Origin of the sequence: Runella sp. MFBS21 (assembly GCF_029433105.1) — a bacterium.
GTDB lineage: Bacteria > Bacteroidota > Bacteroidia > Cytophagales > Spirosomataceae > Runella.
Genome location: NZ_JARNTW010000006.1, coordinates 1 through 23,031 on the forward strand (window position 1 = coordinate 1; position 23,031 = coordinate 23,031).

Genomic DNA, 23,031 nt, shown 5'->3' on the forward strand with positions numbered 1-23,031 from the left:
AATTGGGGGTTGGCCATGTCGCAATTGTACATTAAATTTGGCGATAGATTACAAGCTGACAGAGAAAATTACCTCGGAGGCTGAAAAGGCAAAACTAAAATCCTGACACAGTTCAGCGTACACTCCCCTTAAATCTTGTTCTATTTTTTTCATTAAAACTTCGCCCTTATCATGCTCTTAGCCGTTGACGTTGGCAATACGGATACCGTTTTTGGAATTTGGCAAAACAATAAATGGACTCATATCTTCAGAACACGCTCGCTTACTGAAGAACCCTCTTTCCATTATGAGACCAATCTACGGCTACATTTTTTGGAAGCCAATCTAGCCCTTGACAAAGTAGAAATTACGGTTTTGAGTAGCGTGGTTCCTCCCCTTACCGCTACTATTAAAAATATGCTTACACACTTATTTGGAAAAGCACCCGTAGTCGTAGGCCCAGAAGTGTATCCCGGCTTGAAAGTAGAAATTGAACATCCTCACGAAATTGGAAGCGACCTCGTTGCCAACGCAGTAGCAGCTTTTACAAAATATAACCGCAATGCCGTGGTGGTAGATTTTGGCACGGCTCTTACGTTCACTACCGTATCGGGTCAGGGAAAAATCTTGGGAGTAGCTATCGCTCCAGGCCTTAAAACCGCCGTAAAAGCTTTGTTTTCAAATACCGCCCAATTGCCCGAGGTTCCCTTGAAACTACCCGAATCTGCCATTGGCAAAAATACGACTCATGCCATACAAGCGGGTATTTTGCTTGGGTATGAAAGCTTAGTGAGAGGGATGATTACGCGTATACGCCGCGAACTTGACGGTGACTGTATCGCCTTGGCTACGGGTGGACTCTCCTCTATTATCGACACCTTACACGGAGAGTTTGTGGAAATCAACCGAAATCTGACCTTAGATGGTTTACGTATTATAGGTCAAAAAATTCAAAGTGAGGCAAAAAAATAAGAATGCGTCAACCAACGCATTCTTACCAACAACACTAACATCTATAGTTTAATTTTATAAGAAAGACCTATCAAAAAGCGGTTTTCTTGCTTTCCTATCAACCGATAATCGGTAAAACCAGAAAGTTCGAGCTTATGATGTTTGTTAATCTTCATCTCCACTCCTGCTTTGTTTCGCATTTGGTCAAAACTACCACCAATTTCGTAGAATAAGTCAGTGGAGATATAAGGGGTAAAGCGTGTTTTGTTAGGATACGACAATTCAAATTTGTTTCTCACATAGCTGCTATTGTTTTCGGCAGCTTGGTCATCATCTTGAAACTGATTTTGATAACGCAATCGATAGTCAAACTTCAACTTCCACAGCTTGTGGTCATAAGCCAAATCGGCATAAAATCGATTGTAGGAACGATACTCATATCCTGAGCCATCGGCATTTTTTTTGCGCCGCCCGATATATCGATAATACCCCGCCACCTCCCAATGCTTTCCCAATTTATAACCTACTCCAAGCTCTCCTAAGTAAGCCCTCAAAATCGAGAGGTTGTCGGTCAGACGAGTTTGGGCGTTAAGACTCACCGAAAGCGATTTATTGATTTTCTTTTCTACTCCTATTCCCGACCACAGCCCAATATCAGTGGCTTGGGCAAGAACTAGTTGCGGAGCCACCCATAGCGTCACAACCAAAGTTGATATTTGCCAGCCATTAGCAATAAAACGAGCGTCGGAATTAGGCATTTTCCAAAACAGGCTTTTCCAGTTTCTTTTCATTGGAGGCGGTAGTTTGGTAGTAAAAAATAGTAATGAGTGCCGAATCTTTCAAAAAATCCATATTTTGGATTTCCAAACGGTGAATGTCAAGCCCTGTCCTAGCCTGAAGGTCACGGAGCAGTTCTGCTTTCTTCTCGGGCAATACCAACTCAATTTTATCATAGTAGATATTCTTAGTTAGTTCTCTCTTCATCAGCAAGTTACCTTCTAAGAGCCAAATAGCCAGTATGATTATTCCATTTACCAAGCCCAATTCATCCCAGCTTCCTTTAATGATAGCCGATATAAGCCCAATCGAAATTAAGATAAACAGGTAAGTCATGTCTTTGGCCGAAATTCCTTCGGTACGATAGCGCAACATCGAAAACACAGCAAACAACCCAAAAGCTGCTCCCATCGACATTTGTACTTTATTGAGTAGATAGGTCACCAGAAAAATGACCAAATTGAACCCAAAAAATGTAAGGAAGAGGTCGGTTCGGCGATATATACGATAATAAATCAACCTCACCAAAATCGTTACAGTGAGCAAATCAACCGCAAGTCTTACAAAAAACTTTTCGGGGAGCTTGTTAAACCATTCAAAGGTATCGGCTACTGCCAATTCTTGTAAGAAAATCATAATTTAAGGTTTTATATTATCAATGGCCCAATCGTTCATTTTTAAAAAATACTTCAATTTTGTCTTAAACCTATTTTGCTTCACAGCCTCGTTGAGGCTAATTACACCTAAGCAATATTTGCTTAGCGAGCCTTGGCGAAGCTGATAGCGTTTCATCAAATCCAAAAACATCGAGTGCTTAAGTGAATCTTGCTTTACTTCAGCTATCACTAGCTGTTCATAGCTTTTACGAGTACTATCATTCCGAAAAGATAGATTAAGGTCAAGTGTCAAGCGCTCAGCTGTAGTACGGCTCACCAAGGTAAGCCTAGTATAATCTACCCACAAAACAGGTGTCAAAAGGCTTGGCTCGAAAGGAGTTTGACGGCGCAAAAAAGCCTGAGTTTCTTCGCCTATCGTTGGAGTAACCTTTTTGATAGGAATACGTGTTTTGATCGTACGGCCTTTATTGTTTTTAAATTTTACTTCTGTAAAACTCACATCCGTTTGTACATAATTCCGCTGTCTAATCTTATATCTATTGAATCTTCCAGCTTGGTGTTCATGATAAAACTGTAAATCGGGTGTATCAAAATAAAGCGTTTGATAATCGCACATACGCTGCCCTTCAATTTCTAATAGGCGATAATGAGGTCTTAAGTCATCAAGAATACTAGACAACATCGACAGAGGCACCAAAAATTTGGCGTCGGTTCGATTCATAAGTTTTACCCCGTCCATTTCTGCTAGTGAAATAGGCTCGTACAAACTTGCCTTTTGGACTATAGTGGGCGGAATGATAAATGCTCCCATTTATTTCAAAAAATTATTAACATCCTGATTACGAGTCACCACGTGTTGCTTTAAGATACCCAACGCAGCTGTAAAATCTGCTGTATTGGTAAGATTGGTATAAGGCGCTACTTCTTTTTCCGCCCCATTTATATAAGGGGTAATGAGAGTGGTATATTTATCAAAAAGCTCGTTCATTTTGGTAGGAGTGAAAACATTGTCTGTAAATGTCCTGACATACTGTTTGTATTTAGCATAGTACACGGCATCTGCTGCTACATTTCGGATGAGTGGCCAGCCTGTCCCCACTTCAGTCATGGCTAGAGACACAGCAGATCTGCCACCACCCCCTCCGGCCATATTGCCTCCGTTGGTCGAAGTAGAAGTCATGGACATGTTATGATCCCAAGGTATCCAAGTGAGCTTATTGGTGGGTGAATTATAGAGATAGTAGTTGTGCGCCATCGCACCATACGAATCCCAGTTGACGATGGTATTGTTGATAGCCAAGTACTTGAGGTAATTATCTACATTAAAAGTCTTCTCCAAATTGGTACGCCACTGTGTAGGGTTGGTGGTTCTATCGGTACTATTGAGAGCTGTCACAAATGCCTGCACATCGCTGTAGTCGGGAGTAGTTTTGTTGTTTTTCTTTTCAAATTGAGATTGCACAAAAGTCTGGAATGTTGATTCGGGTTTATAAATATTACCCTTATCCTCCCCAAATTGACTTTTTACCATTGTATCATCAATTACCTCCACCATGGTATATACGCCGCAGTATTTAAGGCCTTCGCCAAAGTCAATGTAGATTTTGTAGAAGGCAGTCTGAGCCGCAGCCACGCCCCCCATTCTGAAAATATCAGCTACTACTTTTTCGCGAATAAGCGAATTGTCGGAATAAGCAGGCGACATCGACAGCTCCTGAAAACCATAAAAACGCTGATTGTCTATCTCAGGATATTGGTCTTCATATTCATCCATTTTGAGGCGAAAAGGCAACTTATAAATCCCCGCCCTCCAAGTAGACGAAAGACTTGAGTTCCCTTTGAGTCGAAAGCCAACTTTATTCCATACCTTCCCATTGAACTTCATGGTAGCTGCTACATAAATAGGATCTCCATTGATAAGGTCTAAGGCACCATTGTTGCCTCCATTATTACCGTTTCCTCCAGGTATTCCACCCGAAGGAGGGTTTCCTCCGGGAGGCCCCCCCCCTTGATTCCCCCCATTGTTCATACCTCCTCCTGCTCCAAATGCTGACCCGCTTTTGGTCTGCATGTCTGCTTTGATAGCCGTCCAATCAGCGGCGGTCAGCGTGATTTCAAGACTATTCACTTTGTCTTGCGGAAATACTACTGCATAATTTGGGTCTACCCCATTGCTATGAGACTCGGTAGTCCAGTCAGGATTAGATTCACTACTAACACTATCTAGCGTTTTGTCCTTACAGGCCATAGTTATCCACATCAACGTGACGGTCAGCCCCGCATAACGAATCCATTTCATAATTAAATTTGGTATCAGGTAAGTTATTAATTTATACGCAAAATTTTTGATTGTCGTTGCAGACTACTTTTGTACTTTTTCTAGAAATTCTCTAATGGCTTTCTGACGCTCTATCACGTGGGTATTCAGTTGGGCTGTGCTATTTTTAAATTCTTCAATACTCCTCAGATAAGAATAAGGACGCCGCTCTTCCAGTTTCCCATTTACGTAAGGGGCAATCAAAGCATGATTTTTTGCAAATATTTTTTTCATGTTTTCGGTGGTAAAAATATTCTCACTAAATGCTCTGACATAGGCAATATATTGTGAAAAATAAACAGGGTCATCGGCCAAATAACGAATCAAAGGCCATTGTTTACCGACTTCTCTTATATCCAACGACACGCTACTTCCCATAGGAAAAGGAGGTGGTGAGCCAAATCCCTCGGGCGGACGAAAACCTTCAGGAGGTCCCTGCCTAGCATCCACCATAGGACGCATATTTCCGCCCCTTACCGACATCGCTTCGTTGTGATCCCACGGAATCCAAACCAGACCTCTGGTAGGAGAATGATATAGATAATAATTGTGCGCCATTCCGCCGTACGAATCCCAATTGACGATGCAATTGTTCACGGCTAGATATTTTAGAAAATGAGCTACATCAAACGTCTTTTCAAGATTAGCCCGCCACTCAGCGGCATTGCTCAAACGCAGTGAATCATCATTGAGAGCTTTGACAAAAGCCTGAACATCACCATAATCTGCCTTCTTTTTATTGTTTTTTTTCTCAAATTGGCGTGCATTAAAACGCGCTAAGGTAGATTCGGGTTTGTAAATATTTCCCTCAGAATCTCCCCACTGCGTCTTCACCATTGTATCATCAATCACTTCTACAAGAGTATATACACCACAATATTGTAGACCTTCTCCAAAGTTGATATAGATTTTATAAAATGCCGTTTGGGCAGCTGGCACACCCGCTTTACGGAATATATCCGCCGTTATTTTTTCTCGTATCAAAGAATTATCTCCCACCGCTGGAGAAAAAGACAATTCCTTGAAGCCCCCAAAATTTTTAGGTTGATGAGAAGGAATTGATTTTTTCTTTTCGTCGAAAGCCAACCTGAACGGAAGTTTGTACACGCCTTCTCCCCAAGCTCTCATCAGCGTCGAATTTCCTTTGAGTCGAAAACCCACTTTATTCCAAATCTTACCATTGAATTTCAGCGAAACAGACACGTATCGAGGCTCTCCTGTACCAAAATTCATAGGAGGACCTCCCCGTTCCGTAGCAGGACCAGAAGCTCTCTCTCTATCAAAATCCATTCGAGGTGGGCGGCTCATTTTACCAAATTCACTTTTAAATTTACTCTTCATATCTAGTCTGATACTGTCCCATGCAGCCTTTGGGAGCGTTATTTCTATAGTGTTGACCCGCCCTTGTGGAAACACTAAATTATAATTTGGTTTTGATACACGAGTTGTTTTAGCATGTTGTTGACTAAACACCTCCGTATAAAACAAAGTGGCTATCAGTATTGCTAGTAAAACCTTAGCTAGTTTCATTTTATGCTGCGTTTGTTAGGGATTACGGGAGCAAAACGCAACACGTGGCACAAACTTTAGGAAGTGTAGAAATTGGGGCTGAATGTGTAGAACAATGTTAAGAAATTGTTAAGAAAAATAATCTAATATTGTCTCACTCTAAAAAATCATGAACAATGAAGTATCTCCAGCGATACAGTGTTTTGTTGCATATATTGGGGTGGAGCGTGTTTATATGCACGCCCTTCTTGGTCTTTCCATTTTCGGAATTTTCGGAAGAGCCTTATTTCAAAAGGATGATATTCATCAAATTATTTGAGAATGGGCTCTTTATTTTATTTTTTTATCTCAATCTCCAACGATATACACCCACCTTGCTCACCACCAAAAAAGCATTACCTTTTATAGCAGCTTTTTTGGTAGGTTTTTTTATTTGCCTTTTGGTTCCCGATTTCTTACTGCGTTCGTTTGTCTTTAATGGACATGGTTTTGTCCCAAAACCTCCTACTCATTTCCGTGGAGTTCAGCCACCTCCGCCGCCTTCTTTTTTTATTCCTATTCCCCGTATTATCGCTACTTTCTTATCTTTTTCTTTTGTGTCTTTGGTAAGCTCTATGCTGGCGCTGGTCCGCGACCGCTTACGCGAACAAGAAGAAAAACAACAGATTCAACTAGAAAAAGTGGCGGCTGAGCTAGCGGTTTTAAAACTTCAAATCAGTCCGCATTTTTTGTTCAATACCCTCAACAATCTACGTTGGCTTACGCGCCAAAAGTCTGATAAAGCTGAAGAAATAGTGGTAAAATTATCTCAATTATTGCGGTACATGATTTATGAAGCAGAGGCCGAAAAAGTCCCTTTAATAAAAGAAATCAATCATTTAGAACACTACATCGACCTTCAAAAAATAAGGCTCACCTCCAAAGATGAGGTTTTGTTGATATACGAAGGAGAAATCGACTCGTTAATTATTGAGCCGTTGTTGTTTATTCCGTTTGTAGAAAATGCCTTCAAATATGGCCTACACAGCACCAATAAGAGTCAAATCATTTTCAAGATAATCGTCCAAAATAAGCAACTCATTTTTACGGCTCAAAATCCTATTTTTGAGAACAATCTCCCGCCCGAAGGACAGTCTGGTATTGGAATTCAAAATGTACGACAACGATTAGCGTTACATTATCCAGACACCCATGATTTACAAATCAAACAAGAAAACGGTATTTTTAAAGTTAGCCTCCATTTAGTTTTACAACCATGACACAACTTAAGTGTATTGCCATAGATGATGAGCCTTTTGCGCTTGAAATGCTCGCAGACGATATTGGTCAAGTGGATTTTTTGGAACTAGCAGCCACCTTTTCCAACCCGCTCTCGTCGGTAGAACTGCTTTCTGAAGGAATGATTGATTTGATTTTTTTGGATATACAAATGCCTACTCTGACGGGTATTCAGTTTTTAAAGAACCTTCAAAAACCTCCAATGGTGATTTTTATTACGGCCTATCAACAATACGCTCTTGAAGGATATGAGCTCAACATCATTGATTATTTGCTCAAACCTGTCCCATTTGAGCGATTTTTAAAAGCCTGCGAAAAAGCACAAGAATTGTTTCTACTACGTCAAAAAGATATAGTAACACCCGCTATAGCGGAGCAGAATTTCTTCTTTGTTTTTTCGGAATATAAGCAAATCAAATTGTTTTTTGATACCATCCTTTACATTGAAGGCATGAAAGACTACGTCAAAATATATACTACACAACAAGCTAAGCCTATTTTGACACGGCTTAATTTAAAAGCCATAGAAGCCAAACTCCCCGTCGGTCAGTTTTGTAGAGTACATCAATCATTTATTGTAGCACTCGACAAGATTACAGCATTTCAGAAATCTAAAATTCAGATTTCACAGACGCAAATACCCATTGGGAGTCGGTTTTTGAATCAATTTGAGGAGCAATACCGCAAGCCAAACTAACGCGCCAAAAGTACAGTACCTGTTTTGACAAAAGCTTTCCCTAAAGAATCTTTGATTTCGATACGGTAAATATAAGTTCCTTCCGAAGCCGGCTGACCGTTGATTTTTCCGTCCCAGCCGTCAAAAGCGTTATTGGTTTCAAAAAGAGGCTGTCCCCACCGATTGTAAATAATTAGCTTTGATGTATCCAAAAATTGTCCTTTAGGAGCAAATTTATCGTTGATATTATCATCATTTGGAGAAAACGCATCTGGCACAAAAACCGTAGCTTCGCGTTGAAACACAAAGAAGTTGGAATAACTAGCCCCTGCTCCTCCTTGAGGATAAGCAATGATACGATATCTAAACAATTGTTGATCAGGGTTATAAACTTCAGGATTGTAGCTCAAATTTCCGCCTACAGGTACTTGGTCTACCAAAACGCCCTGTTCGTCCAAAATCTCCAACTCGTATTGATTCACCTGAACTCCAAAGGGAGACTGAGAGGTCCAATCTACCGTTGTGGTGGTTTTGGAAGTGAGATAAACACTACAGAGAGGCGGCGTAGGTTCTGAGCGATTTCCGCAAGCATTTTCATATTGGATTTTATAACAATAAGATTGTTTTGCAGGATTTGCTTCGTTGTCGATATACAAAAATGAGTTACTTTGGGTAGCTATTTCTTTAAAATTATTGCTACCATCATCCGAGCGTAGATAAACTAACCTATAAGAATTTGTAATTCCCGAAGTAGGAGATGTACTGATTACATGTATTTTTTGGGTACTCTCGTCTACACTAACGGAGGGCGTTCTTACTACAGAGGGAATGATGTTAGAAATCGCTTTGACGCATTTGAGCGATGATACCGACTCCACACCTCCCGATAGCTGAACTACTAATTGATAGCAATATTGCTCTCCACATACTACATTGGCGTCTATTTGGGTAGTGGTACCAATACTCGGGATAACCTGAGCTATGGATGAGTTTCGGACAATTCTATAACCTAGAAAATTTGGATCCGTAGGATATTGCTTCCATTTCAGCTCATTTTGTCGATTTTGGGCAGTTACTTCTAGGTTGGTAGCACATACCACATTAGAGAGTTGCGTAGAAGTATTTTCGCAGCCGTCTTTTGCCGACAGTCTAAAGCAATAATCGTTGTTGAGAGCATTGATGTTACTTACTATCACCGTAGTAGTATCATTGGTCGTCATAAGTTGACCTGAGCTACGATAAGTCCCGTTGTTTTCGCTTACTTCTACTTCGGCAGCAGCGCCTTGGGTCCCTCTCACCAAGATTGCTACAGTGCCATTGTCGCGCACTGTTACTTTACGAATCGCCACTGATGAAAGAGGTGTAGTATTGAGAGCTATATCTGCGGAAGGTTTGACACAGCCTCCTACCACCTCACCTCCTACCAGTCCCGACACCAACACCCTAGCAGTACTGCTAGCCGAGGAATAAGTATGGAGAGATTTCATGTTGCTGCTTTTTGATACCAAGTTTGTGGTACCATCCCCCCAATCAATCCTAAATTCATCATACCGTTGCGCTGTGCTATCGTCAGGAATAGTCACTTGTACTTGGCGCCCACTACAAGCTCTTACCGTAAAATTAGGTGGATAATAAACCTCCACTGTTTGGCAAGCAATGGAGCCGGTACCATTACTAGCAAATTGTAAAATCTGATAAGTACCTTGCTTAAAATATTTGAATTTTTTTACATTCGTTAGGCCCCCGTTAGGTAATGTAGGATCCCCTCCTTTATAATCAAAAACATAAGAATCATTTGCCACTGCTCCTTCAACCGTCACCTCAAAACCGTTGTTTTGGAAAGCACACCCCTTGACTGTTCCATTCACGCCATTGACCTTGAAGCCTCCCTGAGCTGCATTGGAAGGAGGGTTTGTACACCAGTTGGTCGACTGCTGAGCATAAACACCTGTAAAACAGATACATGAAAACAAAAATAAAAGATATCTCCTCATAGCTTTTCGATTTCTACTTTCCTTCCCGCCAAAGAACGTATCTTTGTCGAAAGTTGTTTCACTAACACACTGAGTACGGTTTTGCTTTAACAAGTATGTAAGCATAAAACGTGATTTTCAACATTCTATTTCTTATCTGATACATGGATAGCAATAATAATACCAATTCCATTCCACTCGACTCAATTGAAGATGCGATTCGTGAAATTAGGGAAGGAAAAATCATCATTGTAGTAGATGATGAAGACCGAGAAAATGAGGGAGACTTCATATGTGCTGCCGAAAAGATTACTCCAGAGATGGTCAATTTTATGGTAAAAGAAGGACGCGGTTTGATGTGTGCTCCTCTTACAGTAGAACGCTGCGACGAATTGGGTCTTAAAATGATGGTCGGTAACAATACCTCTAGTCACGAAACTCCTTTTACGGTTTCGGTAGATTTGTTAGGTTATGGCTGTACTACGGGAATTTCGGCTTCTGACCGTGCCAAAACTATCCAAGCCTTGGTAAATCCTGATACGCGCCCCGAAGAACTGGGACGCCCTGGACATATTTTTCCGCTTCGTTCGATGCCAGGTGGGGTATTGCGGCGTACAGGCCATACCGAAGCCGCCATTGATTTTGCTAGGCTGGCGGGATTGGCGCCTGCAGGTGTGCTAATCGAAATCCTTAATGAAGACGGTAGTATGGCTCGTTTGCCTGAGCTAAGGGTATTGGCAGACAAGTTTGGGATGAAGCTAGTATCCATCAAAGACCTGATTGAGTACCGCCTTCGTACCGAAACGCTCATTAAGCGTGAAATCGCCGTAGATATGCCTACTGAATGGGGGCATTTTGAGATGGTTGCGTTTAGACAAACCAATACCGACGATTTACACTTAGCTCTTATTAAAGGCACTTGGGAAAAAGACGAACCTATTTTAGTAAGAGTGCATTCTTCTTGTGCTACTGGCGATATTTTTGGTTCGTGCCGTTGCGACTGCGGCCCACAGCTTCATGCTTCTATGCAAATGGTCGAAAAGGCGGGCAAGGGAGTGGTGGTTTATATGAATCAAGAAGGGCGTGGTATCGGTCTCATCAACAAATTGAAGGCTTATAAACTTCAAGAAAATGGTCTTGATACTGTGGAAGCCAATATCGCTCTAGGCTTCAAAATGGACGAGCGTGATTATGGTGTAGGAGCCCAAATTTTGCGAGATTTGGGAATTAGTAAAATCAATCTGATTTCAAATAATCCCAAGAAAAGAGTAGGCTTGATGGGATATGGTCTCGAAATAGTGGACGTAACCCCCATCGAGATGCTGGCCAACCCTTATAATGAAGGGTACTTGCTTACCAAAAGAGATAAAATGGGCCATCGCCTGACTCAATTTGCGAGTGTAAAAGAATAGCTTTTTTTAACTCTTCATATACCCATAAAAAATGGAAATCGGTGAATGTCGATTTCCATTTTTTATTAAACAACTTCCTTTTAAAACAATACCGCTCTAATCACTAGCGGACTAGAAGTAGGGTAAATGTTTTCGGAAGGATAAGAAGGATTGACGAGGCTATTGTAGCTCAGATTGTAAAGCAGCATAATGTTGAATGCTTTAATAAATCGCCCACCTATGGGTGTAGAATAGGAAGCTCCCACCAGTGCAGAATTAATCCATTTGCGACGTGCAATCCCATTGGAGAGATAATCGCGGTATTGGACATTTAAGGTTTCGTACTCTGCGTTTAGGTTGATGCTTTCAAATACATTAAACATCCCAAATACTCGCCCTCCGTAATTATCGTAGCTTTCTTTGTAGGCAGCAGTACTCCCAAACGAACGATAACGAATACTCGTGTATTGATAAGTGATACCCGCACCTAAGGCCAAGCGATCTGTTACTTGATACCCCGCCACCGGCGATACGCCAATACTGGTCACTGTTCCAAACGAAAGAGGGCCGATACTTCCCCCTAAGCGCAATTTGTCTAAAGCTGAAGGAGCACGCTCGGGTTTTTTCTTGGGAGGTTCATTCATAACCTTGATAGGTCCTTCTTCCTGCCTTACCGGAGGTGCATCGGGATTAGCTGTATTTTGGGCTAAGGCCGAAAATGCAAAAAGCCACCCAAGAACCCCTAGCATCAATGTGGTATTTCTCATGGTCTTGTTATAAATAAAAAATAAAAGATACGTTGTATAATACGTTTGAAACAAGGCTTTTGTTTCAAACGAAATTCAAAGATAAGCTATTGCGTAGTTAGCTCTCTGAAAACTTCTTCGAGGGATTTACCTTCATTTTGTAAATCTTCCAAAATACGATTGGCCACCACTCTACCTCGGTTGATAATCACAACACGATTGCAAATAGCTTCTACTTCTTGCATAATATGTGACGAAAATAATACAGTTTTTTGTTGACCAACGGTCTTGATAAGATTTCGAATCTCAATGATTTGGTTAGGATCTAAGCCAGTAGTGGCTTCATCTAAAATAAGTACGGGTGGATTATGAATCAATGCTTGCGCCAAGCCTACACGCTGCCGATAACCTTTGGATAACTGCCCAATTTTTTTGTGTTGCTCTATCTCTAACCCACACATTTCTATCATTTCATTGACTCGAATGCTAAGTTCTCTGCCTTTGAGGTCATACAAAGCTCCCACAAAACGCAAAAACTCTTTGATGTACATATCAGTATAGAGAGGATTATGTTCTGGCAAATACCCTATACTACGCCGTACTTGCATGGAGTGCTGAGCTACATCAAAACCATGGACTTCTACTTTACCGCTTGTAGCAGACAAATAGCAAGTGGTGATTTTCATGGTAGTAGACTTACCCGCACCATTAGGGCCCAAAAAACCTACAATTTCTCCGGGATTTACATCAAAACTTATATCATCGACCGCCTTTTGGCTGCCATAAATTTTCGTAAGGTTTTGGATACGGATAGACATGTTTTTTATAGAATTGGGGCGAAAATACAAAATTCTCACTTAGGGTCTTGTATCTTTGCTAGTAGGATTGAGGTAGATTATACGTTATCTGAAATTTTTTATCTTTTAATTCGCTCCAGATAACATTTAACGGACAATATTTTATGAGATTGTTTTATCGTTTTACATTCATATTTTTAAATTTATTACTAGCTCAAAATAAATTATTTGCGCAGTTTCCTTTTATTGTGACCAGCAATGTACCCACCACCAGTATCTGTTCGGGTACTAACTTGTCAGTGGCGTTTTTGGTTTCGAACGTTACTGGAAATAGCCAATATACCGTTCAGCTTTCCAACGCTAGTGGGTCTTTTACTTTCTCTACTCCTACCGTACTTGCCACTGGTACAAGTAGCCCTATTGTCGTTACTATTCCCGCCAATACTCCCGTGGGAGATTATCGTATTAGGGTCATTACTGATGTGGCGGGGGTTACGTATGTCCCGTCCGAATCTTTCACCCTACTTCATCCTGCCACAGCTACCATCAAAGGCGACACCACTATCATCAGAGGAGGGAGTGCCACCCTCACTGTTCAGTTTACAGGCAGTAGCCCTTGGACTTATACATTTACCAATACCAACACTGGCACTACTTCTACCAATCCTCTACTAGGTGCTGTACAGCCCACTGTTTCGACGACCTATACCTTACAATCTGTCAGTAATGCCTGCGGTGCTGGCACCGTAGCAGGCAGTGCACGAGTCAAGGTACTTCCTATCATCAATGCTAGTTTTACTCCTACAAGCCTTTGTGCGGGAGCTTCTTCGTCAGTAGCGTTTACTCAAATAGGTAGTTTTGATACTACCCAAGTGACATATACTGCCCAATTGTCAAATGCTACGGGGAGTTTTGGCAGTCCTATTGCCATAGGTACAGCTGCTGCTAGCCCTATTAGTGTGGTGATGCCGGGCAACCTCGCCGCTGGAACGGGCTATCGCATCAGAGTAGTAGCCAGTGCCGCCGCCTCTTCCAATACCACTAATGCTTTTACGATAAAACCCTTACCCACGGCTATCATTAGTGGCACCACTACCATCGGAATTGGCGATTCCACCAACCTTTCACTTGCGTTTACAGGTGAAGCACCTTGGACTTACCAAATCAGTGGCCGTACCGCTGCCACCACCACTACCACCCCCACCACTGTACGAGTAGCGCCCACTACCACTACTAGTTACACGCTCACTTCAATAAGCAATGCCTGTGGCATAGGTACCATGTCGGGCAATGCTCTTATCACTGTCATTCCCCGTATTAGTGTAGCAGAATTAGCTTTAGGAAGTGTCTGTGCGGGAGTAGGGGTAAGTTTGCCTTTTACTGTTAGTGGCACTTTCTCGACTGCCGTAACGTATACGGCTCAGCTATCTGATGGCGCGGGCAGTTTTGCAAGTCCTTTGTCATTAGGAACCGCCTCAAGTAGTCCTATCAATATTACTTTACCCACTACATTACCGGCAGGTAGTTTGTATCGTATTCGGGTGATTGCCAGTGCTCCTGCTAGCAGTGTAAGCAGCGAACCCTTTATACTTAAAGTACGTCCTAGTGCTTCTATTAGTGGCAATACAACTATCAATTTTGGAGAAAACACCTCTTTGGTACTCACATTTTTAGGAGAAGGCCCCTGGACGTATACTTTATCCGACGGAAGCACTGGTTCCACTTCTACCTCTCCTCTGACCCTAAACCTGACTCCCTCTCAAACCACGGCTTATACCATCACATCGGTCAAAAACGCCTGTGGAGAAGGAACTGCTACTGGTAGTGCTACTGTGACGGTGATTCCCCGAATCATGACAGAAGACTTGAACGCCGGCATCTGTTCAGGTAAAGAAACAGACATAAAATTTACGATTGGCGGCTCACTCCCAGCCAATACAGTATTTCAGGCGCAATTATCTGACAAAAATGGCTCTTTTGCCAACCCAACCATTATTGGTACGGCCAATCAAAGTCCCATTAGGGTATCTATCCCTACAACGCTCGAACAAAACGGGAAGTATCAAATACGTACCATAGCAATAAATAATGCGGCGATTGTGAGTGTTCCGTCGGCTCCTTTTTCATTGGCTCTTGCACCTACTGCTGTACTTAGCGGCGGCGGTAATTTTCCCATCAAACCTGGCGAAGAGTTTTTATTGATTATACAGCTAGGAGGTGATGGCCCTTGGACGTACGTATTGTCTGACAATACTACGGCTACTACTAGTACGTCTCCTGCTATCGTCACAGTAAAGCCCGACTTTCCGACAACGTATACCTTAAAATCAGTCTCTAATGGTTGTGGTACGGGTACGGTTTCGGGCAGTGCCACAGCCAATGTCATCATCACGAGCATTAATACAACCCAACCAGATATTTTTACGGTGTTCCCGAATCCTTCTACCAATCAGCTTTATCTCAAAACCTCTCATCCCAAAGCTCAAGAATGGGAACTGCTGGATTTGCAAGGTAGGCTAATTCAAAAACGGCAATGGGATATGAGACCTGATTTTGAAGACACTATTGATATACGTAATCTCCCTTTAGGTACTTATCTGATTCGCGTCAGAATTGAAAACCAATGGCTTCATAAAAAAATCATAAAAAAGTAAAGGCGGGAGTTCCCGCCTTTACTTTTTTAGCCTTGATGTTCTTTCCGCAACAAATCATTGACGGTTTTGACGGGGTTGAAGGTAATAAGTGGTACTTCCACAAATACCGTATTCCAATCAGACATCGAACCATTCCAGAGTCCTGGAAGCTCTTGGGCTTTTAGATCTTTACCATCTTTTGATTTTTGGGTAATAAATCCGGTATTAATATCTCTAAAAGACATCAGTGAAAACTTTTTGCCTTTGTACCCTCTCAACGAACATACCAAATCGACGGGATTGAAGTGGGTAGCGGTATCAAACAAAGCTTTTTGGACCGAATCACTCATATCAATCTGCGCTGATTCTACTACTTGAAGAGAAGTGGTACCGTCAGGATTAAGTGCCCAGAAAGGGCCACCACCTGGCTCGCCTACGTTTTTAACCATACCGCAAAGCCGTACAGGACGGTCTAGCTTTTCGGCAAAATAGGCAAGTTTTTGGGCACTACTCCAAGTTTCAAAATCTGCTGGCGGTAAAGTGTAAAGTATTTTTTCATAAAATGAAGCTAGTTCTTCAATGAGTGTATCATCTTTACCACCGTTTTCGATATTTTCTTGAAAATCGAATATCTGCTGACGATATTTCAAAAGCAATGCTCCCAATACTTTTTTGTAAACAAAAGTGGTTTCTTTGAGCTGATCAGGTACTACATTATCAATATTTTTGATAAAAACCACATCTCCGTCTTGGTCATCCAAATTGGCCAACAAAGCACCATGTCCTGCTGGTCTGAAAAGCAAACTGCTGTCCGAGTTGCGGAAAGGAGTATTGTCTATATTGACAGAAATGGTATCGGTCGAGGGCTTTTGTTCGGAAAAGTTAATCTCATACGTTACCCCAAACTCATCTTCATAATGGGGTTTTACGACGTCAATCAATGCTTCAAAACGGCTACGGTGCTCAGGCGAAACCGTAAAATGAATACGAACTACCCCTGCCGCATTGGCATAATTGGTTCCTTCAATCAAATGCTCTTCCACGGGAGTGCGAGCGCCTGTTTCATAACGATGAAATTTCAATAGCCCTTTTGGCAGATTACCATAATCTAGGCCCTTGCTTGAAAGAAGATAATCAGCGATTTTCTGAAAATTACCCGCTGCAATTTCGGTTTCAATGTCAATATCATCTTTTGCCATTGCGGTTTTGAGATCCTCAAAAAAAGCAAAATCGCGTAAACGTTCACCAAACTCTACGATAGACTTATCACTCTTGCCTTCATCTTTATAAGCAAAAAGTGATTTAAACATCCGAGTAGCGGCGCCCGAAGCGGGTACAAATTTTAATAAAGAAATATCAGCCGATTGTGCATCAAACTCCTCCACCAATGTGGCTAATTCGTTTTCCTCAACTCGTACCACTCCGTCTCCCACTGTAGCCGCTTTGAGTACTTTTAGATAAGGAAAACCTGTTTGAAAATGAGCAATTTGTTGCTGAATCGTTTCAAGTGAAATCCCTTGGTTAGCAATTTGAATAAGGTCTTTTTCCGTAAACATGATATAAGAGAAGTAGTTGAATTAAGATTATGTTTGAATGATAAATTTTCAGAATAAAAAATATATTTGTTTTGTCATATTTAATTTAAAATAACTCATAAAACAGGCTTGAAAGTAAAAAATATTTCTGAAGTTGATGACCATTTGATAAAAAAACAACATTAAAATGATTTTACGTCGTACCTTTGTATAAAAATAAATATCCGCGTATGTCTCACTCTCATCCCTCCGAACATCCCAAAAAACTCGTAGTAGTACCTTGTGCTATTTTCGAGAAGGAGGGTCGTATCTTTGCTGCTCAACGCAGTGATGGTATGTCGCTGGCTTTCAAATGGGAGTTTCCGGGCGGCAAAGTAGAAGAAGGTGAAAGCGAGGAAGAAACCCTTCACCGAGAGATAATGGAAGAGATGAGTGTTGAGATTGAAATCGGGGTTCGTTTGGCGCCTACATACAAAGAAGATACGCATCGAATCATATGCCTGGTGCCTTATATATGTCGTATTATGAGTGCCCCTATTGTACTTACAGAACATCTTCAATACAAATGGGTAAAGATTGAAGAAATATACAAGTTGGATTGGGCAGAAGCAGACTTAGGCGTAATCCAGACATTCTTCCAATACCGCGATTCGAAACTTCTCTGCCGCAATCCTAAGCTAAGAGTTAGAGTTTAATGATTTTACGCTCAATCGTCGCTCCTGCAAACACCATTTTGAGTAGATATACCCCTGCTGGTAAACTATGAATATCTACTTCAGTCTGATTTCGTTGACTTCTTCGTAAGCTTCCTTGTTTTACTACCTTAGCTTCCACATTCCACAATTCCCACTCTAAAGTTTTGTTTTGAGTAGCTTCTACTTCTATGAAAATTCTATTTTGAGCAGGATTGGGATACACCTTTATCTGACTCTCTTGAGGCATGGTACTCGTTACGAATACATTCACCCTTGCACTTCCACTCACTGTTCCTATACCACAAATATTTGTCACCGATTTTAGGGTATAAGTAGTTGCCAAGTCAGGGGAGACAGGCAGGGATACAAAACGCTCAGTAGTAGTGGCAGAAGTACTATCAGATAGTTTGTAAGTCCAAGGTGCTTGTCCTTGAAATGAGAGTTTCAATAAAGCCTTCTCTCCTAACTGTACAATTGTATCACCGCTTATGCTCGCTTTTGCACGTTGTTTGATAGAAAAGACACCCGTCGGTGCTATATTGTATACACTGACTTGGTCGGGAATTGTCCTCAATTGGTAATTTCCTCCAAATTCGACTTCTTTAGGAACCACAATTTTGATAGGGCTCTCAATACCACTGCCTATGTTTTTAGGAGTATTAAAACTGCCATTGGCATCAGACAGCTGCGCCACAAAACGGATATTGTTGGGCAAAGTACCTGCTACTTGAAAATTCAAAAATGCCGTAGTTTCGTCACATAGCACTTCATTGACTGACAAAGTGCTTGTAATTTTTGGAACTACTACTACCTGAACTCTCCCTTGGTATTCGCCATTTCCGCACGCATTTGCGAAAGTTTCCAACTCGTACAGGGTCGTCATTTGGGGGGTTATAGAAACAAGGAGGGGATTGATAGTAGTGGTAGCCGTTGCTCCTCCTGATAATTTATAAGTCCAGGGTGGCGTACCCATAAACACCAATTTCAACTCAGCACTTTTACCTGCCTCTATAGTTGTATCTCCGCTAAGGGTTGCCGTTGCTTTTTGTTTGATTGCAAAAGCATCCGAAGCGGTATACTCAAACCCAGGAGCATTGGCAATCACTCTAATTCTATAGGTTGCACTTTGCGGTATTCCCTTCGGAATTGATACACTTAATTGAGCATTTTGTTCTCCACTATTTTCTAAAAAAGTAGGTTTCTCAAAACTTCCCTTCTCATCTGATAATTGTACTCGATATTGCCACTGACGTGAGTCAGTATTTTCTACTAAATAGGCCACATTAAGATTTTGGCCTTCACAAACGGCTTGAGGAGTACGGGTCTTTATGGAAGGTTTGACGGCAATATTAACCACAAACTTTTGTTCTAAACAGCCCCATTCATCTTTTACTGTAATGACAGTATCTTGTAAAAGTCTAAAATCAAAAGTCGATGTCGTAGTTCCATCTGGCCACCGGTAAACTCCTTTCCAATCGGGTCTCAAAACTACCTTCTCTCCATGTTGAGCTTTTAAACGAACGGTTTTAGGAACATTTTTAAAAATCGTAAATTGGTCTCTTACAATGCCGTCATTACAAAGCCAATTAAAATCCAGTCGATTATCTTCTACTTCTATCACTACCGAGCCGCCATTGATTGAATTTTTGAATGGCATGGCAGGATGAGCGATTCCATTAAAACCATTGTTTTGTCCCGACGAGCCTGCCACTACATAAATCACGCCTTCGTCGCCGCCATTTTTGACGTACGCACAAGCGTTTTCTCCCCCATCATAGCGCCCTGACGAAAGGCTCGTCAAGTGCAAATCATCACGAAAGGTATCCGAAAGTCCCGTATGCCCACGCATAGGACGTGAGCGTTCGTACAAATGACTATGCCCACTCAATACCAAATCTACTTTGAATCGCTCCAAAATAGGATTTAGATTTTGGCGAATAAGCTTCAGCTGCTCTTCATAATCCGAATCATGGGAATTTCGAGTATATGGAGGATGATGAAACATCACAATCGTCCAAGGTTGTTTGTTGGCAATAAGGTCTTTTTTGAGCCATTCCACTTGAGGACTTAATGTATCGTACAATCGGTATCGGTCTTCTTCAATCCCATAAGAATCCAGCGCCACAAAATGCACATTGCCATAGTCAAAAGAATAATACATTTCGGAACCCGACACTACCCCACCAGCTTCGGCTTTTGTGGGTAAAGAAAATATCTGAAAATAAGCAATATCTCGGCGGTTTTGCGCACCCGAATAATATTCATGATTTCCCGGAATAGCCCATAATACATTGTTTTTTAGGAAGTAATCTTGATATACATTAAAAAAATTGTACTGGTATTCTTCATCGGTTCCGATAGCATAGGCATTGTCACCCAGCAGCAGCAGCACATCTGTCTGTCGATTATCTTTTTTGATGCTATTGAGATAAGCATCTCTTACTGACCTTTGATTGGGCGAGCCATCACCCATATCGCCCATTGCCCATATCCGAATTTTTTGCTTGCTGCCTGGCAAAGGAGCAGTTTTGAAATAGTAATCAACCCCTTCCTTTATTTCTCCATTGTTGTCAATCCCATAATAATAAACGGTGTTAGGTTGCAAACCTGTAATGATGATTTCGTGTTCAGTCACAACGGCATCATTTTTTACCATTTGTGTTTTGGAGTTTAATCCAGTCCCATAAAAGACTTTGGTATAAGTAGCCGCATCGGTACGCCATTTGACAACTACGCTAGTAGGGGTCCCTATTTGGAGATAAGGCCCCCTTATTAGTTTTTGGGCAAAAAGAAAAGGCGCATTTGCGCAAAAAAAACAAAAGAATAAAAACCGCTTATCAAGAAACAACATACGAAAGGTCGGGAAAGCAAAATGTCTCAACAAAATTGCGCATTTTTTTACTATTTTGCTTTTCTATTTTTAAACCCTTTTCCTTCATGAAAACCTTCAAAATTTTGGCACAGGTGACTACGCTGGTTATACTGGCATTTAGCGCTTGTAAAGCCCCTTCCGAAACTACAAAAGTACTTACCCAAGCCGACTATCCTGCCCCTCCTAAAGCTCTCAAAAAACCCCAAACTTTTACTAATCACAGTTATACACGTACCGACGATTACTTTTGGCTCAAAGACAAAAACAACCCTGAAACCATCGCCTATCTCAAAGCCGAAAACGCCTATGCCGACACCGTAATGGCAAGCACTAAAGACTTGCAAAACAAGCTTTTTGAAGAGATGAAAGGACGTATCAAAGAAGATGACCAATCGGTTCCTTTCTTTGACAATGGCTACTACTACTATACACGACAAGAAAAAGGAAAACAATACGGTATCAATTGCCGTAAAAAAGGTAGCCTCGACGCCCCCGAAGAAATCACTTTTGACCTCAACAAAATGGCCGAAGGCAAACCTGCCCTGATTTGGGGTGGCTATGATGTAAGCGACGACAATACCACCGCCGCCTATGTAAGTAATACCACAGGCTCGTATGCCGAATATGATCTCAAGTTTCGCAATCTACAAACAGGGCAAGAACTCCCAGATAAAATTGCTAAAATGGCAGGAAGCATGACTTGGGCCGCTGACAACAAAACGGTGTTTTATAGCGTGCCCAACGCTGCCCTACGCTCTTATCGAATCTATAAACATGTACTTGGAAGCTCCGCAAAAGACGAACTGATTTATGAAGAAAAGGATGAACTTTTTAACACCTATGTAGGTCGGAGCAAGACCAAGAAAATGATTGGCATTGCTTCTTCGAGTTTTACAAGCGCTGATATGCGCTGGATTCCAGCCGACCAGCCGAATGCTAAATTCAAACTATTTTTGCCCCGCCAAAAAGACATTCAATACAGCGTAGATGACTATACTGATCGTTTTTTTGTAACCTGGAAAGACCCACAAAACAAAAATCAAAAAGTATTGGAAGCTCCCAAAGAAGGTTACGAAGATCGCTCTAAGTGGAAAGAAGTCATTCCTCACAACCCCAAAGCCAAAATTGAAGGCATTGATGTTTTTGAAAAGTACATGGTCATTACCAAAAGAATCAATGGCTTACTCGAAATGGATGTACGAGAGATAGCTACAGGTAACACCAAAACCATCAATTTTCCCGAACCTGTATATACCGCTTATCCATCTGGTACACCCGAATTTAGCGCTACCAAATTCCGCTACTCATATACGTCTCTCAATCGTCCTTCTACGATTTATGATTATGATATGATTAGTAATCAGAGCACAAAACTCAAAGAACGCGAAATACCGAGTGGTTTCAATCCTGATGATTATGAAGTAAAACGCCTATGGGCTACGGCCAAAGACGGCGTAAAGGTACCGATGGCGATTGTCTATAAAAAAGGAATCGACATCGACGGCTCCAACCCTTGCTTGTTGTATTCTTATGGTTCTTATGGGTATTCGTCCGATGCGGGTTTCAATTCCAATGTATTTAGTCTTGTAAATCGTGGATTTGTGTATGCCATTGCCCAAATACGCGGCGGCTCAGACTTAGGAGAAGAATGGTACGAAGACGGCAAACTCAAAAAGAAAATGAATACTTTCACCGATTTTATCGCTTGTGCGGAGCATCTTATCAAAGAAAAGTATACCTCTTCCGACAAACTAGCAATCAACGGCGGAAGTGCAGGAGGATTGTTGATGGGAGCTGTCACTAACTTACGCCCTGATTTATTCAAAGTGGTAGTAGCCGAAGTACCTTTTGTGGATGTAATCAATACAATGCTTGACAGTAGCCTTCCCCTCACTACCCAAGAATACGAACAATGGGGCAACCCAAATATCAAGGAAGACTACGATTATATCATGACTTACTCTCCCTACGACAACCTCAAAAAGGGAAATTATCCTAATATTTTAGCGACGGGTGGTCTCAACGATTCACAAGTGGGCTACCACGAACCCTCCAAATGGGTAGCCAAAATACGTGATCTCAAAACAGATAATAACTTGGTATTGCTCAAAATCAACATGGAATCGGGTCACGGTGGAGCTACAGGCCGTTTTGATTATCTCAAAGAAGAAGCTTTCAATTATGCGTTTATTCTGACAAGATTAGGCATAAACAAGTGAAATTTTGAAGCCGTGCTGTTATCAATTTCAAGTTAAAAACAGCACGGCTTTTCATTAGAAACACCC

Annotated in this window: 17 protein-coding genes; 7 read left to right on the forward strand and 10 right to left on the reverse strand. The window is 41.5% G+C overall.

Going from position 1 to position 23,031, the window contains the following annotated elements; all coding sequences use genetic code 11:
• The first annotated feature begins 171 nt into the window (after positions 1-171).
• Positions 172-951 carry a type III pantothenate kinase gene (locus P1X15_RS14405; protein WP_277338829.1) on the forward strand — a complete coding sequence of 260 codons (780 nt, stop codon included), beginning with the start codon at positions 172-174 and terminating at the stop codon, positions 949-951.
• 41 nt (positions 952-992) lie between these two features.
• On the opposite strand, the gene P1X15_RS14410 is transcribed toward P1X15_RS14405, so the two are convergent.
• The 5 genes from P1X15_RS14410 to P1X15_RS14430 form a co-directional block, all read right to left on the reverse strand.
• Entirely contained in the window at positions 993-1,721 is a 729-nt protein-coding gene (locus P1X15_RS14410) for a DUF2490 domain-containing protein (RefSeq protein WP_277338830.1), read from the reverse strand.
• Complete coding sequence (locus P1X15_RS14415; RefSeq protein ID WP_277338831.1) at positions 1,681-2,343, reverse strand: DUF4956 domain-containing protein; 663 nt, start codon at positions 2,341-2,343, stop codon at positions 1,681-1,683. Before P1X15_RS14415 ends, P1X15_RS14410 begins: the two co-directional genes overlap by 41 nt.
• A 3-nt stretch (positions 2,344-2,346) precedes the next feature.
• Entirely contained in the window at positions 2,347-3,135 is a 789-nt protein-coding gene (locus P1X15_RS14420) for a polyphosphate polymerase domain-containing protein (protein ID WP_277338832.1), read from the reverse strand.
• A complete protein-coding gene (locus tag P1X15_RS14425) occupies positions 3,136-4,623 on the reverse strand; it encodes a CotH kinase family protein (RefSeq protein WP_277338833.1) in 1,488 nt (495 codons plus the stop codon).
• A gap of 63 nt (positions 4,624-4,686) precedes the next feature.
• Positions 4,687-6,171, reverse strand: a complete 1,485-nt coding sequence (locus tag P1X15_RS14430; RefSeq protein WP_277338834.1) for a CotH kinase family protein — start codon at positions 6,169-6,171, stop codon at positions 4,687-4,689.
• A 155-nt stretch (positions 6,172-6,326) separates the two neighbouring features.
• Here P1X15_RS14430 and P1X15_RS14435 point away from each other — a divergent pair, with 155 nt between their 5' ends.
• Together P1X15_RS14435 and P1X15_RS14440 are read left to right on the forward strand one after the other, a co-directional pair.
• Positions 6,327-7,409, forward strand: a complete 1,083-nt coding sequence (locus P1X15_RS14435) for a sensor histidine kinase (protein ID WP_277338835.1) — start codon at positions 6,327-6,329, stop codon at positions 7,407-7,409.
• Positions 7,406-8,125 (forward strand): LytTR family DNA-binding domain-containing protein, encoded by a 720-nt coding sequence (locus P1X15_RS14440; RefSeq protein WP_277338836.1) that lies wholly within the window; start codon positions 7,406-7,408, stop codon positions 8,123-8,125. The genes P1X15_RS14435 and P1X15_RS14440 overlap by 4 nt, the downstream gene beginning before the upstream one ends.
• Here the strand turns inward: P1X15_RS14440 and P1X15_RS14445 are convergent.
• On the reverse strand, positions 8,122-10,098 hold the full coding sequence (locus P1X15_RS14445; protein WP_277338837.1) for a gliding motility-associated C-terminal domain-containing protein: 1,977 nt from the start codon (positions 10,096-10,098) through the stop codon (positions 8,122-8,124). The two genes, P1X15_RS14440 and P1X15_RS14445, sit on opposite strands and share 4 nt — an antisense overlap.
• Before the next feature lie 143 nt (positions 10,099-10,241).
• Here P1X15_RS14445 and P1X15_RS14450 point away from each other — a divergent pair, with 143 nt between their 5' ends.
• A complete protein-coding gene (locus P1X15_RS14450) occupies positions 10,242-11,489 on the forward strand; it encodes a bifunctional 3,4-dihydroxy-2-butanone-4-phosphate synthase/GTP cyclohydrolase II (protein ID WP_277338838.1) in 1,248 nt (415 codons plus the stop codon).
• A gap of 80 nt (positions 11,490-11,569) precedes the next feature.
• Here P1X15_RS14450 and P1X15_RS14455 read toward each other — a convergent pair whose 3' ends face one another.
• Positions 11,570-12,235, reverse strand: a complete 666-nt coding sequence (locus tag P1X15_RS14455) for a hypothetical protein (RefSeq protein WP_277338839.1) — start codon at positions 12,233-12,235, stop codon at positions 11,570-11,572.
• Between the two features lie 86 nt (positions 12,236-12,321).
• Positions 12,322-13,032 (reverse strand): ATP-binding cassette domain-containing protein, encoded by a 711-nt coding sequence (locus tag P1X15_RS14460; protein ID WP_277338840.1) that lies wholly within the window; start codon positions 13,030-13,032, stop codon positions 12,322-12,324.
• Positions 13,033-13,175: 143 nt separating this feature from the next.
• On the opposite strand from P1X15_RS14460, the gene P1X15_RS14465 reads away from it, so the two are divergent.
• Entirely contained in the window at positions 13,176-15,665 is a 2,490-nt protein-coding gene (locus tag P1X15_RS14465) for a T9SS type A sorting domain-containing protein (protein WP_277338841.1), read from the forward strand.
• Between the two features lie 26 nt (positions 15,666-15,691).
• On the opposite strand, the gene P1X15_RS14470 is transcribed toward P1X15_RS14465, so the two are convergent.
• The gene (locus tag P1X15_RS14470) at positions 15,692-17,200 is read right to left on the reverse strand and encodes a DUF4301 family protein (protein ID WP_277338842.1); all 1,509 of its coding nucleotides are present in this window, start codon (positions 17,198-17,200) and stop codon (positions 15,692-15,694) included.
• Between the two features lie 209 nt (positions 17,201-17,409).
• On the opposite strand from P1X15_RS14470, the gene P1X15_RS14475 reads away from it, so the two are divergent.
• Complete coding sequence (locus tag P1X15_RS14475) at positions 17,410-17,874, forward strand: (deoxy)nucleoside triphosphate pyrophosphohydrolase (RefSeq protein WP_277338843.1); 465 nt, start codon at positions 17,410-17,412, stop codon at positions 17,872-17,874.
• On the opposite strand, the gene P1X15_RS14480 is transcribed toward P1X15_RS14475, so the two are convergent.
• Entirely contained in the window at positions 17,864-20,755 is a 2,892-nt protein-coding gene (locus tag P1X15_RS14480; protein WP_277338844.1) for a metallophosphoesterase, read from the reverse strand. The genes P1X15_RS14475 and P1X15_RS14480 overlap by 11 nt on opposite strands.
• 56 nt (positions 20,756-20,811) lie before the next feature.
• Between P1X15_RS14480 and P1X15_RS14485 the strand changes: the two genes are divergently transcribed.
• Positions 20,812-22,965, forward strand: a complete 2,154-nt coding sequence (locus tag P1X15_RS14485) for a S9 family peptidase (protein ID WP_277338845.1) — start codon at positions 20,812-20,814, stop codon at positions 22,963-22,965.
• The last annotated feature ends 66 nt before the right edge of the window (positions 22,966-23,031 follow it).

Bases quoted from the DNA above. Each gene is read 5' to 3' on its own strand.
- P1X15_RS14405 (WP_277338829.1), top strand. From the start codon at position 172: ATGCTCTTAGCCGTTGACGTTGGCAATACGGATACCGTTTTTGGAATT.
- P1X15_RS14410 (WP_277338830.1), bottom strand. From the start codon at position 1,721: ATGAAAAGAAACTGGAAAAGCCTGTTTTGGAAAATGCCTAATTCCGAC.
- P1X15_RS14415 (WP_277338831.1), bottom strand. From the start codon at position 2,343: ATGATTTTCTTACAAGAATTGGCAGTAGCCGATACCTTTGAATGGTTT.
- P1X15_RS14420 (WP_277338832.1), bottom strand. From the start codon at position 3,135: ATGGGAGCATTTATCATTCCGCCCACTATAGTCCAAAAGGCAAGTTTG.
- P1X15_RS14425 (WP_277338833.1), bottom strand. From the start codon at position 4,623: ATGAAATGGATTCGTTATGCGGGGCTGACCGTCACGTTGATGTGGATA.
- P1X15_RS14430 (WP_277338834.1), bottom strand. From the start codon at position 6,171: ATGAAACTAGCTAAGGTTTTACTAGCAATACTGATAGCCACTTTGTTT.
- P1X15_RS14435 (WP_277338835.1), top strand. From the start codon at position 6,327: ATGAAGTATCTCCAGCGATACAGTGTTTTGTTGCATATATTGGGGTGG.
- P1X15_RS14440 (WP_277338836.1), top strand. From the start codon at position 7,406: ATGACACAACTTAAGTGTATTGCCATAGATGATGAGCCTTTTGCGCTT.
- P1X15_RS14445 (WP_277338837.1), bottom strand. From the start codon at position 10,098: ATGAGGAGATATCTTTTATTTTTGTTTTCATGTATCTGTTTTACAGGT.
- P1X15_RS14450 (WP_277338838.1), top strand. From the start codon at position 10,242: ATGGATAGCAATAATAATACCAATTCCATTCCACTCGACTCAATTGAA.
- P1X15_RS14455 (WP_277338839.1), bottom strand. From the start codon at position 12,235: ATGAGAAATACCACATTGATGCTAGGGGTTCTTGGGTGGCTTTTTGCA.
- P1X15_RS14460 (WP_277338840.1), bottom strand. From the start codon at position 13,032: ATGTCTATCCGTATCCAAAACCTTACGAAAATTTATGGCAGCCAAAAG.
- P1X15_RS14465 (WP_277338841.1), top strand. From the start codon at position 13,176: ATGAGATTGTTTTATCGTTTTACATTCATATTTTTAAATTTATTACTA.
- P1X15_RS14470 (WP_277338842.1), bottom strand. From the start codon at position 17,200: ATGTTTACGGAAAAAGACCTTATTCAAATTGCTAACCAAGGGATTTCA.
- P1X15_RS14475 (WP_277338843.1), top strand. From the start codon at position 17,410: ATGTCTCACTCTCATCCCTCCGAACATCCCAAAAAACTCGTAGTAGTA.
- P1X15_RS14485 (WP_277338845.1), top strand. From the start codon at position 20,812: ATGAAAACCTTCAAAATTTTGGCACAGGTGACTACGCTGGTTATACTG.